Source organism: Mesorhizobium sp. B2-3-15, from assembly GCF_006442875.1.
In the GTDB taxonomy this organism is placed as follows: Bacteria; Pseudomonadota; Alphaproteobacteria; order Rhizobiales; family Rhizobiaceae; genus Mesorhizobium; species Mesorhizobium australicum.
In genome coordinates, this window is record NZ_VFVO01000005.1 from 313,840 (window position 1) to 327,542 (window position 13,703).

General features: G+C 63.7%; 11 protein-coding genes. 1 reads left to right on the plus strand and 10 read right to left on the minus strand.

The features are described 5' to 3' along the window. Positions 1 to 85 precede the first annotated feature (85 nt). The 5 genes from FJ954_RS13140 to FJ954_RS13160 all read right to left on the minus strand — a co-directional run bounded on the left by FJ954_RS13140 (position 86) and on the right by FJ954_RS13160 (position 6,701). A complete protein-coding gene (locus FJ954_RS13140) occupies positions 86 to 1,099 on the minus strand; it encodes an NAD(P)-dependent oxidoreductase (RefSeq protein WP_140661577.1) in 1,014 nt (337 codons plus the stop codon). A 2-nt stretch (positions 1,100 to 1,101) separates the two neighbouring features. Beyond that, entirely contained in the window at positions 1,102 to 2,460 is a 1,359-nt protein-coding gene (locus FJ954_RS13145; protein WP_140661578.1) for an aspartate aminotransferase family protein, read from the minus strand. 73 nt (positions 2,461 to 2,533) lie between these two features. Beyond that, entirely contained in the window at positions 2,534 to 3,991 is a 1,458-nt protein-coding gene (gene phnY / locus FJ954_RS13150; protein ID WP_140661579.1) for a phosphonoacetaldehyde dehydrogenase, read from the minus strand. A 229-nt stretch (positions 3,992 to 4,220) separates the two neighbouring features. Continuing rightward, entirely contained in the window at positions 4,221 to 5,477 is a 1,257-nt protein-coding gene (gene phnA / locus FJ954_RS13155) for a phosphonoacetate hydrolase (RefSeq protein ID WP_140661580.1), read from the minus strand. 24 nt (positions 5,478 to 5,501) lie between these two features. Beyond that, complete coding sequence (locus FJ954_RS13160; RefSeq protein WP_140661581.1) at positions 5,502 to 6,701, minus strand: 2-aminoethylphosphonate--pyruvate transaminase; 1,200 nt, start codon at positions 6,699 to 6,701, stop codon at positions 5,502 to 5,504. A gap of 265 nt (positions 6,702 to 6,966) precedes the next feature. On the opposite strand from FJ954_RS13160, the gene FJ954_RS13165 reads away from it, so the two are divergent. Next, the gene (locus FJ954_RS13165) at positions 6,967 to 7,836 is read left to right on the plus strand and encodes a LysR substrate-binding domain-containing protein (protein ID WP_140661582.1); all 870 of its coding nucleotides are present in this window, start codon (positions 6,967 to 6,969) and stop codon (positions 7,834 to 7,836) included. Here FJ954_RS13165 and FJ954_RS13170 read toward each other — a convergent pair. The 5 genes from FJ954_RS13170 to doeA form a co-directional block, all read right to left on the minus strand. Continuing rightward, positions 7,833 to 10,313, minus strand: a complete 2,481-nt coding sequence (locus FJ954_RS13170) for an FAD-dependent oxidoreductase (protein ID WP_140661583.1) — start codon at positions 10,311 to 10,313, stop codon at positions 7,833 to 7,835. The two genes, FJ954_RS13165 and FJ954_RS13170, sit on opposite strands and share 4 nt — an antisense overlap. An 82-nt stretch (positions 10,314 to 10,395) precedes the next feature. Then, the gene (locus FJ954_RS13175; RefSeq protein ID WP_140661584.1) at positions 10,396 to 11,184 is read right to left on the minus strand and encodes a DeoR/GlpR family DNA-binding transcription regulator; all 789 of its coding nucleotides are present in this window, start codon (positions 11,182 to 11,184) and stop codon (positions 10,396 to 10,398) included. A gap of 99 nt (positions 11,185 to 11,283) precedes the next feature. Beyond that, a complete protein-coding gene (locus FJ954_RS13180) occupies positions 11,284 to 11,511 on the minus strand; it encodes an FCD domain-containing protein (RefSeq protein ID WP_224719692.1) in 228 nt (75 codons plus the stop codon). Then, a complete protein-coding gene (gene doeB, locus FJ954_RS13185) occupies positions 11,508 to 12,509 on the minus strand; it encodes a N(2)-acetyl-L-2,4-diaminobutanoate deacetylase DoeB (protein WP_140661585.1) in 1,002 nt (333 codons plus the stop codon). The genes FJ954_RS13180 and doeB overlap by 4 nt, the downstream gene beginning before the upstream one ends. Before the next feature lie 5 nt (positions 12,510 to 12,514). Next, on the minus strand, positions 12,515 to 13,693 hold the full coding sequence (gene doeA, locus FJ954_RS13190) for an ectoine hydrolase DoeA (RefSeq protein WP_140661586.1): 1,179 nt from the start codon (positions 13,691 to 13,693) through the stop codon (positions 12,515 to 12,517). Positions 13,694 to 13,703: the final 10 nt, after the last annotated feature.

The window sequence follows — 13,703 nt, forward strand, 5'->3', positions numbered from 1 at the left end:
CTGATATTTGTCATGGAACTGTCGCATCGGTGTCGTGGACACAAATGTGCTGCCCCGATGGCGGCTATCCGCTTGAAAATACAGGTTATCGGCCGAACACAATGCCTGCGGTCTGCGCCCGCAATCGCGGATCATGCGAGCGGATGGTCACTGGCCGGCCTTCGAGAATTTCGAAACAGCGCGCGAGCGTGTCGTCTTCCAGCCGGCGCATCGCCTCGTAGGTGAAGAAGGTAAGATGCGGAAACAGGATCACATTGTCGCGACCGAACAATGCGCTCATCGGATGGCCTGACCTCGCCAGCGGCTCGACCGAATAGACGTCGAGCCCGGCACCACCGATGCGACCGGCAACGATCGCCTCGACGAGCGCCGCCTCATCGATCAGCGCACCGCGCGAGACATTGACGATGATGGCCGACGGTTTCAGGCAGGCGAGCTCATGCTTGCCGATCAGGCCGCGTGTCTGGTCATTCAGCACGCAATGCAACGAAACGAAATCACAGGCACGCAACATGGCGTGCAGGTCGTCGGCCTTCTCGATGCCCGCGGCGCGCATCGTCGCGGCATCGACACCGGGATCAAAACCAACGACGCGCGCGCGAAACCCCTGGCCGGCCATGCGCGCCATGCTGCGGCCGATCTTGCCGCAGCCGACCAGCCCAAGCGTGGCGCCTGATATATCGCGTCCCAGCCAGCGCTGTTCGGGCCAGATCCAGCCGTCTCGCGTCATCGCCGCGGCAATGGCGGGTAGCCGCTTGGCCAGCGCGATCATCAGCGCGAAGGCGCCTTCGGCGACGGTTTCCTCGGCATAGTCGGGCACGTTGACCACGGGAATGCCGCGCCGCATCGCTGCGGGAATGTCGATGGCATCGATGCCGACGCCGTATTTGACGATACCCTTCAACCTGGGAGCCGCATCGATCACCCGCGCGGTGATGGGCGTGTAGCACATGAGCAGGAGATCGGCGTCGGCCACCGCGTTGGCGAGATCGGCTTCGGGAATGCCATCCGGCAGCGTCACCAGGTCGACGCCCCTCGCCCGTAGGCCGGTATCAATTTCAGGACATTCGAGTTCGCGGTCTGTGCGGACGACCTTCATGGTCAGGCCGCCAGAACCGCGGTCTCGACGATGTCGAGCGCGCGGTCGAGATCAGTTTTGGAGATAACCAACGGCGGCGAGAGCGTCAGCACATTGCCGTGGCTCACCTTGAAGCTCAGGCCTTGTTCCAGGCAAGCGTAGAAGACACGTTCGGCAAGGTCCCGCGCCGGCTGTCGCGAAGCACGGTCCTCAACGAGTTCGACGCCGACCATCAGCCCCCTGCCCCTGACGTCACCGACATGGGGCGAGCGCGCCATCAGTTCCTGCATACGTGCAAGCATATGGCCGCCAAGCTCAGCCGAACGCTCGACCAGCCCCTCCTCCAGGATGATGTCGATGGTCGTCAGCGCCGCACGCGTTGTCACGGGGTTCTTTTCGTGGGTGTAGTGACCGATGGCGAAGCCGCCGGTGACGTCGAGATCGCGGCGGGCGATGACGGCGGCGATCGGCAGGATGCCGCCGCCGAGTGATTTGCCGAGGACAACGATGTCGGGCGTTACGCCGTCATGCTCATGGGCGAAAAATTTTCCGGTCTTGCCGAGGCCGGTCGGAATCTCGTCGAAGATCAGCAGCGTGCCGTGCCTGTCGCAGGCCTCGCGCACGCGCTTCCAGAAACCGGGCGGCGGTGGATTGGGCGTCGCGCGCATCGGCTCGGCAACGACAGCCGCCACGTCCTGCTCGCGGCCGAGCACATAGGCGATCATGTTGGCGCAAGCGAGCCCCGATGCCTCCAGGGAATCGTGGCCATAGGGGCAACGATAGCCATCCCAGGGCGCGACATGCTCGGTGCCGGTCATCATTGGGCCTGATATATGCGAGCGGAACGTCGCCTCGCCGCCGACGCTTGCCGCGCCGAAGCCGGCGCCATGGAAAGCATCCCAGAACGACACCGTCTTGAAACGGCCGGTGGCCGCCCGCGCGATCTTCAACGCGACCTCGATGGCATCGGAGCCGCCGGTGGTGAACAACACCTTGCCGAGATCGCCGGGAGCCAGCGCGGCCAGTTTTTCGGCCAGCTCGACGGCGGGCTCGCAGGTGAAACGGCGTGGCGCGAAGCAGAGGTCGTCGAGCTGCTTCTTGATCGCCGCCACCAGTTTTGGGTGGCCGTAGCCGAGGTGATGCACGCTGTTGCCGTGGAAATCCATGAAGCGACGGCCGGCGGTATCCTCGATCCAGATGCCCTCCGCCCTAGCGATCGTCGAAAGACAGGGGCTGGACAGGCTCTGGTGCATGAAGGCGGCGGCGTCGCGATCGAGCAGGCCGCGAATGCGGGGATCGTCCTGGCCGGCATCCCAGCGGCCGCGCGCCGCCGTCGTGTTGGAATCGCCTTCGGTATGCACAAGCTCTGATATCGCGGCCATCATTGTCTCCGAAATGCGAATGAGGGAGCGTGGGACGCTCCCTCGGTTTGTTCCGCCAGCTTATGTGATCCGGTCAGGACCAAGGCAGCGAAAATGTCTTCACATTGGTGTAGCTCTTCATCGCCTCGATGACGCCTTCCTTGTAGCCATTGCCGCTGTCCTTGATGCCGCCGAAGGGCGACATCTCGATGCGGTAGCCCGGCACTTCCCAGATGTTCACCGTGCCGACCTGCAGGCCGGCGATGTATTTCTGCATGCGGGGAAACGAATTGGTGCAGACGCCCGACGACAGGCCGAAGGCGGTCGAGTTGGACAACGCGATCAGTGCTTCATCGTCATCCGGCGCGCGCACGATCGGGATGATCGGCCCGAACGTTTCTTCCATCACCAGTTCGGATGTGTGCGGCACGCGGTCGACGACGATTGGCGGCAGCAGCGCACCCTGACGACCCGGATTATAGAGGATCTCTGCCCCCTGCTCGGCCGCCATGTGGACGCGCGCTTCGAACAACGCCGCCGCCTTCTCATGCACGACGGTGCCGAGATCGGTCGAGCGGTCCATCGGATCGCCGAAGCGGATCTTCTTGGCCCGCTCCAGCACCAGCGGCACGAAGCGGTCGGCGACGCTTTCCTGGACGAGGATGCGCTTGACCGCCGTGCAGCGCTGGCCGGAGTTTTTGGTCGCACCGGCGACCGCGAGATCGGCGGCCTTGGCCAGATCGTCATCGGAGAGATCGTTGAGGATGATCAGCGGATCGTTGCCGCCGAGTTCCAGCACCTGGCGCCTGTAACCGGCGGTGCGGGCGATCATCTTGCCGACCGGCACGCCGCCGGTGAAGGTGATCAAGTCGATATTCTCGTTGGTGATCATCTCGTTGCCGATGTCGACCGGCCAGCCGGTCACCACCGAAAGCATTTCCGGCGGCAGGCCGGCTTCATAAAGAATGTCGGCCAGCACCAACGCCGTCATCGGCGTCAGTTCGGTCGGCTTCACCACCACGCAATTGTTGGTGGCGATGGCCGGCGCCACCTTGTGCGAGACCATGTTGAGCGGATGGTTGAATGGCGTGATCGCCGAGATAGCCTTCAGCGGCTCGCGCGTGGTGAAGATCTTGCGCGCCTTGCCGTGCGGGGTGAGGTCGCAGGAGAAGATCTGGCCATCGTCCTGGATGCACATCTGCGCCGACAGCGTGAACACATCATAGGCGCGGCCGACTTCGTAGAGCGAGTCGGCCTTGGAGATACCGAGCTCGAGCGTGATCAGATCGGATATTTCCTCCCGGCGCGACGCCAGTGCTTCCGCCGTGCGGAACAGAATCTGCTGGCGCTCGTAGCGCGTCAGCTTCGACTTGTAGCCTGCAGCGATCTCGAACGCCTGGCGGGCGTGTTCGGCGCGGCCGGCGGGGACGGTGCCGATGACGGTGTCGTTCCAGGGGTAACGCACCTCGACAACACCGCCGGCATCGACCTTCTTGCCGGCAATGCACATCGGCTCGTGGCGAACTTTGATGGCAGGGTCAAGCTTGGTCATGTCGGTATTCCTCGGTGCTCAGACAGCCAGGTTGATTTTTTCTAGGCAACGGCATCGCGTCTCAGCAATGGCTTCCCCCACTCCGCCGAGCTTCGCTCGCCACCTCTCCCCCCTCCGGAGGGAGAGGAAGGGAGCCAAGGCTGGCAAACTCGCGCCCTTCCTCTCCCCCGTCGATCGGGGGAGAGGTGTCGAGCGAAGCTCGACGGAGTGGGGGTCGACATCATCAGGCCTATGCCAATGCAGCCGCCATAGTGGCGTAATAGAACGCGTCGAAATTGCGCAAGGTCGGCTCGTTGGGCAGATCCGGTAGCACGCGGTTGACGATGAACGGCACTTCCTGCTCGGTTAGCCCGCCATGCGAGCGCAACGGCTCGTTCAGCGCCGCCAGATCATGGCGATGTTCCGATGTGCCGATCGTCTTGTTCTCGGTCGAGACCAGCACGATGTCGCCGATGCGGTCAGCCGGCAGTTCGAAGCGCTCACAGGCCGTCCGGCTATCGACGACCAGCATGATGCCGTCAACCTTGGCCAGCCGCGCCATGATGCCCGCCTGGTCCGCGCCATCAGGCAAATAGGCGGTGGCGAAAGAGCCCAGCGCGCCATGGTGCACGACATAGGGGTCGGTGATCGGCAGGATGACGCGGGCGGCATCCTTGCCCAGCCATTCGTCAAGCAGGTCCTGGACGTAGACGACGTCGGGCGCACCGTCGGCCTTGTGCTTGGGCTTCATGCCATGGTCGGCGGTGACAACGATCGCGGCGCCCAGCGCATCGAGTTCGGTCAGGTACTTGTCGAACATCTCGTAGAAGGCGTTGGCCTGCGGCACGCCCGGTGCGTATTTGTGCTGCACATAGTCCGTCGTCGTCAGGTACATGATGTCGGGGCGGAATTCCCTCAGCAACTGGACGCCGGCGGCGAAGACGAATTCCGACAATTCGGCCGAATAGACTTCTGGCACAGGCAGGCCGAAATGCTTCGAGGCATTGTCGATGCCGTGCTCGCCAACCGTGGTCGTATCGGACTTCTCCGCCGAAAAGCACAGCGCGCGCCCTTCGTCGAAAGACAGACCCTTGCCGAGCAGCGCACGCAGCTTGTCTTTGGCGGTGACAACGGCAACCTTGGCACCCGCATCATAGAAGGCCTGAAAAATGGTCGGCGCGCGCAGGAAGCGCGGGTCGTTCATCATCACTTCCTTGCCGGTCTCGCGCTCGTAGAGATAGTTGCCGCAAATGCCGTGCACCGAGGGCGGGCGACCGGTGGCGATCGACAAATTGTTGGGATTGGTAAAGCTCGGAATGACCGAGTGTGCGAAACGCACCGTGCCCTTCTCCTTGATCCTGACCAGGGCCGGCATCAGCCCGGCCTTGATCGCTTCATCGAGATAGGCCGGCTCGCAGCCGTCGAGGCAGATGGCGATCGCCGGCACGCGCGGCCAGGCGTAGGTGCGGCCGTTGACCGCGACGTTGATGGGAGACATCTGGTTCATCAAAAATCCTCGAAATCGGCCGCTTCAGGCGGCGAGTTTGGCGCGCTCGGCGATTGCCGCGGCGGGTGGAGCGGCGGTGTCGACGCCCATTTCATCAAGCGACTGCGCCGCCGCCTCGACGACGCGACGCATGACATGTTCGTCCATCTGGCCGATGCAGCCGACACGGAAGGAGTCCACGACCGTCAGCTTGCCGGGGTAGATGATAAAGCCCTTGTCCTTCATCAGTTCGTAGAAGCGATCGAAGGCGAAGTTGGCGTGGGCCGGGTTGAAGAAGGTGACGATGATCGGCGACAGCCAGCGGTCCTTGAGCAATGTCTCGAAGCCGAGTTCGCGCATGCCCGACACCATGACGTCGCGGTTCCTGGTGTAGCGGGCACCACGGCCGGCGACGCCGCCTTCCGCCTCATGCTGGCGCAGCGCCTCCAGGAAAGCGGCGACGACATGCGTCGGCGGCGTGTAGCGCCACTGGCCGGTCTTGTTCATGTGCGCCCACTGCGCGTGGACGTCGAGCGACAGGGAATGGCTGCGCCCCTTGGCTGCCTCCAGTTCGCTCTTGCGGGCGATGATGAAGCCGAAGCCGGGCACGCCCTCGATGCATTTGTTGGCCGACGAGACCATCGCCTCATAGCGGATCTCGTTGACGTCGAGCGCGACGGCGCCGAACGCGCTCATGGAATCGACCAGCAGCTTGCGGCCCTTGGTGTGCACCGCCTCGGCGATCTCGGCGACCGGGTTCAAAATGCCGGAGCTGGTCTCGCAATGAATGGCTATGACGTGGGTGATGGCGTGGTCGGCTTCGAGCGCTGCCGCCACCTCGTCGCCGCGCGGCGGCAGGTAATCGCCCTTGTCAATCAGCGTATAGGGCCGGCCGAGATACTGCATGGTCTGGGCGGCACGAAGGCCGTAGGCACCATTGGCCAGCACCAGAACCTTGCCATCCCTGGGCACGAACGACCCCAGCATCGCCTCGACGCAGAACGAGCCTGAGCCTTGCATCGGCACGCAGTCGAACTCGCCGTTGGTGTCGCCGGTCAGCGCCAGTAGGCGGCGGCGCATGTCTGATGTCATGGCGCGGAAGTCGCCGTCCCACGATCCCCAGTCGCGCAGCATCGCCTGCTTGACCGAATAGGCCGTGGTGAGCGGCCCGGGGGTCAACAGATAGGGCTCGCCCAGCGCCGGCTTGGCCAGCGGCTCCGCGGCAAATTTCGTTTCGGCGAGCATGATGTCCTCCGACAGGTCGCTGCTTTTTTGATCTGGCGCCATTGTTGGCTGAGGGCACATATTTGTAAAATCGTTATTTTGTATCGACGTATCGATTTCAGTGATGATCCGATACAGACAGCAGAAGCTGCATGGCGCTCGTGACAGCTTCGTGAAACCCGGCAGGCCCATTCCAAGGCATAAACCGAATCGTTTGTTTCCGGCTTTTGCATAGCAGGGCTTATGATAGGCTGCTGGTAACCAGAGAGGCTCGGGAGCGAAGAAGATGCGCTATGTTCAGTTGCGGGCCTTTCATCAGGTGGCGATCTCCGGCGGCTTTTCGCGGGCGGCCGAAGCGCTGTTCCTGACCCAGCCGGCGATATCGGACCAGGTCCGCAAGCTCGAGGAAGAGTATGATGTCCTGCTGTTCAATCGTAACAAGAAGCAGGTCACGCTGACCCATTCCGGCCAGAAACTGCTCGAAATAACCCACCGCATGTTCGACACCGAGCAGCAGGCGCTTGAGCTTCTGACCGAGTCGCGCGCCCTGCGCTCCGGCACGCTGCGCATCGTCGCCGACGCCGCGCATCATCTGCTTCACATTCTGGGCAGCTTCCGCGCCCGCTATCCCGGAGTGCAGGTCTCGGTGCGAGCCGGAAACACCGAGAGGGTGATCAGCAGCCTCTACAGCTACGATGCCGATATCGGCGTGCTGGGCGAGGTGCCCGCCGGACGCGACTTCGAAGTGCTGAAACTGAACTCGACGCCGATCATCGCCTTCACCTCGATCGACCATCCGCTGTCGGGGAAGAAATCGCTGACGCTCAAGCAGCTCGCACAGGAATCCCTGGTCATGCGCGAGCGCGGCTCGAAGACGCGCCAGAAGCTCGAAGACCTGGCCGCCGCGTCGAAGATCGAACTCAGGCCTGTGATCGAGGCAGAAGGCCGGGAAGCCGTGCGCGAGATCGTCGCCTCGGGCGCCGGTATCGGCTTTGTCTCGGCGGCCGAATTCGGCCAGGATTCGCGGCTCATCCCAATCACCATCGACGCGCCCGAGACCTTGATGGACGAGGCGCTGATCTGCCTGCGCGAGCGCAGCGGCGGCAAACTGGTGCGCGCCTTTCTCGACATGGCGCGCTCGATGTCGACGGACTAAGCGGCGGCACGAATCTCCACCACATCGGCTTTCACCCGCTCCGATTTCGGATCGTAGGGGCTGCGCAGATGCGCGGTGGCCGCATGGCGTACGCCGGCTAGATCGATCTCGAAATGGCCGCCGCTCAGGAACACAGCATCCACGCCGGTTTCGTTTTCGATCAAGCTGAGCGCCACTGACTGGCCAAGCGTGTGGCCATAGGCGGCCGAGCGGACCTCGCCGACCGGCTTGCCGTCGCGCAGGACCAACTCGCCGCCCCACAGCATCGGCTCGGTGTCGTCGAGCGTAAGGAGTACGATACGCTTTGCCGGTGCCGACGACGAGGGTTTCGCGGCGGCAAGCGCATCGCGGCCGATGAAGCCACCTGGCTTGTCCATCGCCACGGCGAAGCCAAGCCCCGCCTGCCAGGGATTGATATCAGGCGTCAGTTCCCGACCCCAGGCCCGAAAACCCTTTTCAATGCGCAAGGCATCGAGCGCGTAGTAGCCGGCGTCGGCCAAACCGAATTCGCGGCCGCCCTCATGCAACGCCTCGTAGACGCCGACGGCGAATTCGGCCGGCACGATCAGTTCCCAGCCGAGTTCGCCGACATAGGTCATGCGGTTGGCATAGACAGTGGCGTAGCCGATATCGATCTCGCGGATAGTGGCGAAGGGAAAGCCGGCGTTGGAAAGATCGGCCGACGACAGTTTGCCGAGGAGATCGCGCGAACGCGGCCCCATTAACGCCAGCACCGCATAGGCCGAGGTGACGTCGGTCAGGACGGCATGCGCATCCGGCGGAATGTTCTTGACGATCCAGTCGGCGTCGTGGACCGCCTGGGCGGAACCGGTAACGATGAGGAATTTTTCCGCGCCAAGCCGCATCACGGTGAGATCGCTTTCGTAGCCGCCGCGCGCATTGAGCACGCCGGTGTAGATCGATGTGCCGACCGGCACATCGATGTCGCCGGCGCAGATGCGGTTCAACACGGCACAGGCATCGCGGCCCTGGACAAGAAGCTTGGCGAAGGAGGTCTGGTCGAAGATGGCGACGGCTTCGCGCGTCGCCTTCATCTCGCGCCGCACGGCCTCGTGCCAGTTCTGGCGACCGAAGGCATAGTCGTTCCCGGCTTTCTCTCCCGGCGCCGCGAACCAGTTGGCACGCTCCCAGCCCATCTTGGAACCGAAGCAGGCGCCCTTGGCGGCGAGCCGATCATAGAGCGGCGAGCGGCGGAACGGCCGCGCGGTATCCAATTCGCGGTTCGGCCACGGCATGGCGTAATGCAGGCCGAGCGTCTCCTTGACGCGGTCATGCAGCCAGCGCGGATTGTTGTTGAAAGCGGCGAAGCGCCTGATGTCGACCGGCCACAAATCCATGGTCGGCGCGCCGTTGACGATCCATTCGGCCAGTGCCTTGCCGGCGCCACCGGCACTGGCAATGCCCATCGAATTGAAGCCGGCGCCGACATAGAAATTCTTCAACTCCGGCGCCTCGCCGAGGAGGAAATTGTTGTCCGGCGTGAAGCTTTCGGGTCCGTTGTAGAATTTCTTGACTTCGGCCTGCGCCAGCCGCGGCACGCGCACCAGCGCGTTTTCCATCAGGATCTCGAACTGGTCCCAGTCGTCGGGCAGCAGCGCGAATTCGAAATTTTCGGGAATGCCGTTCATGCCCCACGGCTTGGCGTGCGGCTCGAAGCCACCCATCACCAGACCGCCGACCTCCTCCTTGAAGTAGATGAAGCCATCGGGGTCGCGCATGACAGGCAGGTCCGGATGCACACCCTCGATCCGGCCGGTGACGATGTACATGTGCTCGGCCGAATGCAGCGGCACCGAGACGCCGCACATCAGCCCGACCTTGCGCGCCCATTGGCCTGCGCAGTTGACGACGATCTCGGCGGCGATGTCGCCGCGGTCCGTCTCGACGCCGCAGGCGACGCCGTTTTTCACCGTGATGCCGGTGACCTGCACCCGCTCGAAGATTTTGACGCCACCATTGCGCGCGCCCTTGGCCAGCGATTGCGTGAGATCGGTGGGATTGGCCTTGCCGTCTCCGGGCAGCCAGACGGCGCCGACCAGATCGTCTGTCGCCATCACCGGCCAGAGCTCGGCTGCCTCGCGAGGCGAGATGACGTCGATCTCGACCCCTTGGGCACGCGCCGACGCGGCCGTGCGCTTCAACACCGTCATGCGGTCGGTGGTGCGCGCGACGGACAGCGAACCGCAGTTCTTCCAGCCGGTGGCGAGGCCGGTCTCGGCCTCCAGTTCGCTGTAGAGCTGCGTGGAGTACCGGATCAGGCTGGTCATGTTGGAATGGCTGCGCAGCTGACCGACAAGACCGGCCGCGTGCCAGGTGGTGCCGCCGCTGAGTTGTCCCTGCTCAAGCAGCACCACATCGCTCCAGCCCAGCTTGGTCAGATGATAGGCGACCGAGCAGCCGATGATGCCGCCGCCGACAATGACAGTTCGAGCCTGCGTGGGAAATTCATGTGCCATGAGCGTTCCGCCATTTGAGGGATGGCCGAGACATTACCATGGGAAAACCAAATATCAACTCATAATATCACAAAATATCACATCAAGCTGCAACGATGAGTTCAGGCCCCCTGTGCGAAAGCGCCTCGGCAAGCGCGAATTCGGGGTCGGTGTCGACGATTACCCCAGCGGCACGTTCGAAATTCGGAATTCTGAGCGGCGTCAGCTTGCCGAATTTGCTGCTGTCGAGCACGAAATAGGCCTTGCCGGCGAGGCTGATCATCCGGCCCCGCTGTTCGGCCCCGGCGCGGGTGAAATCGGTCACCTCGCCGACCGGAGACAGCGCTCCGCCACCCAGAAAGGCCATATCGACGCGAAAGCGCGCCATCGCATCGAGCGTGTCGATGCCGGAAGCCGCCTCCTCGCCCGGGTCGACTTCGCCGCCCAGCATGTGCACGCGCATGCCGGGAACATGGCATAGGTGCAGCGCTATCTTCAGGCTGGCCGTGCAGATCGTCAGATCACGCAGTTCCGTCATTGCATGCGCGATGGCCAAAGTGGTGGTGCCGGAATCGAGAAAGACCACCATGCCATCCCTGACCAGCCCGGCGGCCGCCCTGCCGATCGCGGCCTTGCCTTGGGAATTTTCCTGGCTGCGCTGGCTCATCGCGGGTTCGCTCGGTTCGAAGCGGGCGGCCCCGCCATGCACGATGCCGAGCCTGCCCTGGTCGGAAAGCAGCTTCAAATCGCGGCGGATGGTTTCGCGCGAGACGTCGAAGAACCCAGCCAGTTCGGCGACGCTAACGGAACCCTGGGCCCCCAGCCGCCGCAGGATCTCGTCATGGCGGCGCGGGGCAAGGGCACGTGCCGGCAGGCGGCTGACGGGAGACATGGCATCCTCGTGTCAAGCATTGATGTTGCAATATGTGGCAGCGAACCGGCGCGATGGCAACCACGCGCCACGATTGCGGGCTGCCCCTTTCCCTCGGGCTTAGGATTTTCGCGCCAGCCCGCCGCCCTCCGTCGCGTTGACCAGCGTGTCGCTTCCCTCGCGAAGATGCTGTCTCAGAAAGCTCACCGCCTTCTTGCCGTCGCGCCGGCGGCAGGCGGCCAGCAGATCGCGGTGTTCCGTCCGCGAGCGGGTGCGATAATCCGGATTCGACATCTCGAGCAGAAGAGTGGGTCCGCCCGGCATGGTCCGGGCGGAGAAATCAGTCAATCGACCTTTACGGCGACCACCGCGGCGCAGTCGCCGGCCTTGACCAAGCCAGGGAAATGCCGCGCCGCCAGCATGCCCGACATTTTGGCCCGGATTTCCTGCGGCGCGACGCCGGTGCGGCCGGTGGAATGGATGCGGGCCACCACCGCGCCCTCCTCGACAGGTTCGCCGAGATCGACCATGGTTTCGATCATGCCGTCATCCTCGGCGAAGCAGAAGCAATCGCCCGAGGGCATGTCCAGCCACTGCGTTCCGCCCGTCTCGGCCGCCCCGGCGACGATACCCTCATGACGCAGCACGTTGAGGATGCCGCGCCGCGCGATCCGCACCGTCTCGGCTCGCGACGTACCGCCACCGCCGAGCTCGGTGGTGACGAAGACCTTGCCCATCTCTTCGGCCGCCGTGTCATACATGCCGATCGCATCGATCTCGGTCATGCGCATCGAGAATGGTGCCGAGAATGCCGCCACCGCGGCAAAGGCTTTCTGCTCCAGCGCCTTGTCGGGCAAAGTGTGGGCGGCACAGAACGGTACGAAATCCAGCGTCCTGCCGCCGGAATGGAAGTCGAAGACGATGTCGGCGCGGGGAAGCAGCTCGCGTTGGAAATAATCGGCGATCTTCTGCGTCACCGTGCCGTCGGGCCGGCCGGGGAAACTGCGGTTCATGTTGCCCTTGTCGATCGGCGAGGTGCGCGTGCCGGCCCGAAAAGCAGGATAGTTCATCGCCGGCACGATGATGACGGTGCCGCTGACCTGGCTGGGATCGAGCGTGCGGGCGAGTTCGTAGAGCGCCAGCGGCCCTTCATACTCGTCGCCATGATTGCCGCCGGTCAGCAGCGCCGCCGGCCCCTTGCCGTTGCGGATGACGCAGATCGGGATCATCACCGAGCCCCAGGCCGAGTCGTCGCGGCTATAAGGCAAGCGCAGGAAACCATGCTGGACGCCGTCACGATCGAAATCGACGGTCGGCGTGACCGGCGACGGGCGAAGACTGGACATCGGGCTCAATCCTTCACCACCAGCTTGCGCGGCACGTTGGCCAGGCACTCCACACCGGTTTCGGTGATCAGGATCGATTCAGTGATCTCCAGCCCCATCGTCTCCAGCCACAGGCCTGTCATGAAATGGAAGGTCATGCCGGGCTTGAGTTCGGTGCGATCGCCGGGGCGCAGGCTCATCGTGCGCTCGCCCCAGTCCGGCGGATAGGAAAGCCCGATCGAATAGCCGGTGCGGTTGTCCTTGACGATGCCGTATTTCTTCAACACGGCGAAGAAGGCATTGGCGATGTCCTCGCAGGCATTACCCGGCTTTGCGGCGGCAAGGCCAGCTTCCATGCCTTCCAGCGTTGCCTTCTCGGCATCGAGGAATTCCTGCGTCGGCTTGCCGAGGAAGACGGTGCGCGACAGCGGGCAATGGTACCTGTTGTAGCAGCCGGCGATCTCGAAGAAAGTGCCCTCGCCCGACTTCATCGGCTTATCGTCCCAGGTCAGGTGCGGCGCCGAGGCGTCGGCGCCCGAGGGCAGCAGCGGCACGATCGCGGGATAGTCACCGCCAATGCCGCCGACGCCGCGCGTGCCGGCATCGTAGATCTCGGCGACGAGATCGTTCTTACGCATGCCGACTTCGATCTTGTCGACGATGCGCTGGTGCATCGCCTCCACGATGCGAGCGGCCTTGCGCATATAGTCGATCTCGGTTGGGCTCTTCACCGCGCGCTGCCAGTTGACCAGCGCGGTGGCATCGACGAAGCGGGCGTTGGGTAAATGCTTCTGCAGCGAGGCGAAGGCGGCGGCGGAGAACCAGTAATTGTCCATCTCGACGCCGACGGTGTGCTTGCCCCAGCCGCGATCGGTCAGCACACCCGATAGGAAATCCATCGGGTGGCGCTCGGTCGACTGCACATAGTGGTCGGCATAGCCGACGATGTTGTCATGGGCGAGGTAGGCGGTGCGCTTGGCGCCGTTCGCGTCCTGGCCACGGCCGTACCAGACCGGCTCGCCCGATGGCGGCACGATGACCGCCTGGTGGACGTAGAAGGACCAGCCGTCGTAGCCGGTGAGCCAGGCCATGTTGGAGGGATCGCTGACGATCAAAAGATCGACGCCTTTCGCCTCCATGGCTTTCCGCGTCTTGGCGAGGCGTTCCGCATATTCGCTTCGCGAGAATTTCAGGTTCGGCTGCATTTTGTTGGTC

Coding starts and splice junctions, on each gene's coding strand:
- FJ954_RS13140 (WP_140661577.1), bottom strand. CDS start 1,099: ATGAAGGTCGTCCGCACAGACCGCGAACTCGAATGTCCTGAAATTGAT.
- FJ954_RS13145 (WP_140661578.1), bottom strand. CDS start 2,460: ATGGCCGCGATATCAGAGCTTGTGCATACCGAAGGCGATTCCAACACG.
- phnY (WP_140661579.1), bottom strand. CDS start 3,991: ATGACCAAGCTTGACCCTGCCATCAAAGTTCGCCACGAGCCGATGTGC.
- phnA (WP_140661580.1), bottom strand. CDS start 5,477: ATGAACCAGATGTCTCCCATCAACGTCGCGGTCAACGGCCGCACCTAC.
- FJ954_RS13160 (WP_140661581.1), bottom strand. CDS start 6,701: ATGCTCGCCGAAACGAAATTTGCCGCGGAGCCGCTGGCCAAGCCGGCG.
- FJ954_RS13165 (WP_140661582.1), top strand. CDS start 6,967: ATGCGCTATGTTCAGTTGCGGGCCTTTCATCAGGTGGCGATCTCCGGC.
- FJ954_RS13170 (WP_140661583.1), bottom strand. CDS start 10,313: ATGGCACATGAATTTCCCACGCAGGCTCGAACTGTCATTGTCGGCGGC.
- FJ954_RS13175 (WP_140661584.1), bottom strand. CDS start 11,184: ATGTCTCCCGTCAGCCGCCTGCCGGCACGTGCCCTTGCCCCGCGCCGC.
- doeB (WP_140661585.1), bottom strand. CDS start 12,509: ATGTCCAGTCTTCGCCCGTCGCCGGTCACGCCGACCGTCGATTTCGAT.
- doeA (WP_140661586.1), bottom strand. CDS start 13,693: ATGCAGCCGAACCTGAAATTCTCGCGAAGCGAATATGCGGAACGCCTC.